Source organism: Streptomyces swartbergensis, from assembly GCF_002148965.1.
Classification (GTDB): domain Bacteria; phylum Actinomycetota; class Actinomycetes; order Streptomycetales; family Streptomycetaceae; genus Streptomyces; species Streptomyces swartbergensis.
In genome coordinates this window covers 1-3,593 of record NZ_NGFN01000530.1, presented here as the reverse complement: position 1 = coordinate 3,593, position 3,593 = coordinate 1, and the positions used below count along the sequence as shown (strand labels likewise).

The 3,593-nt window shown below is 71.9% G+C and carries 4 protein-coding genes; 2 read left to right on the top strand and 2 right to left on the bottom strand.

Annotation, left to right across the window (positions count from 1 at the left end; all coding sequences use genetic code 11):
* The first annotated feature begins 92 nt into the window (after positions 1-92).
* Positions 93-1,094 (top strand): SCO2278 family lipoprotein, encoded by a 1,002-nt coding sequence (locus tag CA983_RS41525; RefSeq protein ID WP_086605833.1) that lies wholly within the window; start codon positions 93-95, stop codon positions 1,092-1,094.
* Between the two features lie 42 nt (positions 1,095-1,136).
* On the opposite strand, the gene CA983_RS41520 is transcribed toward CA983_RS41525, so the two are convergent.
* Positions 1,137-1,874, bottom strand: coding sequence for a bifunctional DNA primase/polymerase (locus tag CA983_RS41520; RefSeq protein ID WP_086605832.1), 738 nt, complete (start codon positions 1,872-1,874; stop codon positions 1,137-1,139).
* Positions 1,875-2,084: 210 nt separating this feature from the next.
* On the opposite strand from CA983_RS41520, the gene CA983_RS41515 reads away from it, so the two are divergent.
* The gene (locus CA983_RS41515; protein ID WP_086605835.1) at positions 2,085-3,005 is read left to right on the top strand and encodes a glycerophosphodiester phosphodiesterase; all 921 of its coding nucleotides are present in this window, start codon (positions 2,085-2,087) and stop codon (positions 3,003-3,005) included.
* Here the strand turns inward: CA983_RS41515 and CA983_RS41510 are convergent.
* Positions 2,984-3,593 (bottom strand): TetR/AcrR family transcriptional regulator (locus CA983_RS41510; protein WP_107500347.1); only part of this gene is annotated, 610 nt, incomplete at its 5' end. The two genes, CA983_RS41515 and CA983_RS41510, sit on opposite strands and share 22 nt — an antisense overlap.

Here is a 3,593-nt window from a genome sequence, read left to right as displayed (position 1 = left end):
GCCCGAGCTCCACAGCCACGCCCACCCCCCGCCCGACCGCCGGAGGCACCCGGTAGGGTTCGCCTCCGGAAAGGGGAAGGTGAAGGAACCCGATGAGCAGGGATCGCGACCCTCGAACGCTCCGCAGGTCCGCCCGGAGCGCCCTCATAGCAGCCTCGGTGACCGCTTTGTCGTTGACGGCGAGCGGATGCGTCGTGGTGCACGGCGAGCGGGAGATCCTCCCGTCCACCACCCGCGCCGAAGCCGCCAAGGCCCTCCAGGAGTTCACGACCGCGTACAACGAGGCCGACAAGGCCTACGACGCCTCCCTGGACGCCGACCACACCACCGGGGCCCTGGCCGACATCGACTCGGCACGCCTGAAGGCCGGGAAGGCGAACAACCCGGACGGCAACCCGAACCACACGCCCCTGAAGCTGACGGACGCGAAGTACACGATCCCCAAGAAGGCCGGCTGGCCCCGCTGGTTCCTCGTCGACGCGGCCGGCAACAAGGGCGGCACCGCCCGCTGGCTGCTCGTGTTCACCCGCAGCAGCCTGGACGACCCCTTCCAGGTCGCGTACCTCACCCTCGTCGCACCGGGCAAGGTCCCGGAGTTCGAGAAAGACGCGGACGGCTGGGCCGAGTCCGTCCCGGTGAATTCGACCGGCCTGGCCGCCGATCCGGGCGACCTGAGCCGGGACTACACGGCCTACCTCAAGAACGGCTCAGCCACCTTCGCGGACGGCCCCCACACCAGCCAGTGGCGCGCCCTGCGCGAGAAGAACTCCAAGAAGCCGGGCCTGGTCACCCAGTACATCGACGAGCCGCTGACGAACGGCGACTACCAGCCCCTCGCCCTGCGCACGGCGGACGGCGGCGCGCTGGTGTTCTTCACCACCCGGCACTACGAGAAGCAGACGGCCTACGCGGGCACGTCGTTCCCCGTTCCGAACAAGGACGTTCTCGCGCTGACGACCGGCGAGATCAAGCAGTCCCTCATGATGGAGTTCGTCTCCAACGAGGTGGCGCTGGACCCGCCGAAGGGCAGCGGCAACCAGAAGGTGACGATCCTCGGCCGGATCCAGGGAATGACGTCGGCGGAAGGCTCGTAGGTCGGAACAGGACAGGACAGGTCAGGACAGAGCCGGGTCGGCTCAGTGCCGCCGCACCGGCCAGGCCGACCCGGCCTGGTCGGATTCCTCACCGGCGTACCGGGCACAGGCCTCGGTCAGGGTCTCCAGCAGGGTCAGCGGATCCGGCAGCGGATGCTCGGGCCCGCGCACCCAGTGCACGGTCTGGTCCTCACCGGGCAGCCGCGCCGGCGGTACGAGGACGTAGGAGCCGCGGCAGTGCCACCGCAGCCCGGGGTGCTCGTCCATCGTCTCGGGGTGGCAGTCCAGTTCGCACGGCCACCACTCGTCCTCCTCCTCGGGCGTCCCGCGGGTGAGGGTGAAGAACAGCAGGCGGCCGTCGTCGCTCTCGGCGACGGGCCCGACCTCGACGCCGTCGGCGAGCAGCCGCTCCAACGCACTGCGACCGGCATCCAGGGGCACGTCCAGGACGTCGTGCACCATGCCGGTCGCGGTGATGAAATTGGCCTGCGGCTGATGGCGGGCCCAGCGTTCGATCTGGGCGCGGTCGGTGGTCGACTGCGTCTGCCACGCGAAGGACACCGGATGCCGGGCCGGGGTGGGACAGCCGACGCGGTCGCAGGAACAGCGGTAGCCGGCCGGGTGGGCGGCGGGCGCGAGCGGCAGTCCGGCGCCGGCGGCGGCGAGCAGCAGGTCCTCACGGCCGCCGTCACCGGCGGTCTCCTTGGGCCGGCGCCCGGCGCGCAGCCACTGGGTGAGTTTGCCCTGTAGGCCGGTCCTGCCGCCGTACTCCGCGCTCATCTATCCCCTCGCCTCGCTGTCGTGCGGAACAGCATGCCTTATCGTCCCATCTTCCCGCGCGCCGGGGGGCCAGTGCCCACATCCGGGGCAGGAGGGCCGAGACATGTACCGGTGGGGCGAGGCATATGCCCGTGGGGCGAGGCGTACTCCGCACCGTGATCGGGTGTCATTGCCCGCTTTGCCGTGACATGGCGCCCTACCGTGGTCGCCATGGTCACAAGGATCGCGCTGACGGGCCTCGCCTCCGCGGTTTCGGTGGTCTCGCTGACCCTCACGGGACCGGCCGGCGCCGCCCCGGCCCTGCCGCCGGGTATCCGCCCACCGGCGGGACACACCCGCCCGCTGGAGTGGGGCACCGGCCCCCTGACCGTGGCGGCGCTCCCCCGAATCACGTACGTCGCCCACCGCGGCGGCGCCCGCGAGGTCCCCGAGAACAGCATGACGGGGCTGATGGCCGCCTACGAGCGCGGTACGGCGCAGGTGCTGGACTTCGACACGCGGCTGCTGCGCGACGGGACGCCCGTGGTGTTCCACGACGAGACCCTGAACCGCACCACCTACCTCGGCGGCGAGGTGCGCGGCCTCGACGCCCGGGAATGGCAGGGCGTCCGGCTGCGCCCGAAGGACGCGCTGCCCGGCAGCTGGCGGTCGGAACGGCCGCCGACGGTCGCGGAGGTACTGGATCGTTTCGGCGGGCGGATCGTGCTGATGCTGGAGGCGAAGGACCCGCGGGGCCTCGACCGGCTGGCCGGGCTGATCCGGGCCCGTGGCCTGACCCGCTCGGTGTTCGTGAACTCCAACGACCCGGAGGTGGCCCGGCGTGCCCATCGCCTGGGCCTGCTCGCCCAGTTGTGGCGCTCGGCGCGGCAACTGCGCACGGACCGCCCGGAGCGCTGGCGGTCGTACGTGGACCTGCTGGACGTGGACCACCGGGCGCGTGACGCGGACCTCGTGCGGGCGGTCGGCTCGGGGATCCGGCGGGTGTGGGCGCACACCGTGGTGACGGACGCGCAGCGGGACCGGGTGCTGGCGCTGGGCTGCGACGGCGTGATCACGGACGCGCCGGGGCGCCTTGCGCGGGCCGCTCAGCGGGGCGCTCAGCGGGCCGCTCAGCGGGGCGCGAGGCCGTGAAGGGCGTAGTCGACGAGAGTGTCGGTGTACTCGTAGGAGATCGGGCCCGTGTGCTGGAGCCAGCGCTGCGCGAGCGGGGAGATGAAGAACTCCAGGGCGATGCGCGGGTCGACCTCGGGCCGCACCTGCCCGGCGTCCTGTGCGGCGCGCAGCCGTTCCATGTACAGGTCGAGTGAGGGCTGCATCAGCTTGGCGACGAGCTGACGCCCGAACTGTTCGTCGACCACGCCCTGCGCGGCCAGGGCACGGGACGGCACCTCGAAGCGGGGGTCCTTCAGCTCGTCGACGGTGGCCCGCAGTACGACCTTGAGGTCGGCGGCGAGGTCGCCGGTGTCCGGGAAGGCGTACGGCTCGTGACCCCCCTGGCGTGTCGCCTGCTCGGCGAGGTCGAGGAACGCCTCCATCAGCACGTCCGCCTTCGACGACCACCAGCGGTAGATCGTCTGCTTCCCGACGCCGGCGCGGGCGGCGATGCCCTCGATGGTGGTCTTCGGATAGCCGACCTCCACGACGAGCGAGAGGGCGGCGTCGTAGATGGCGCGGCGGGACTTCTCGCTGCGCCGGGTGGAGTCGGGGGCGGGCTTGGCG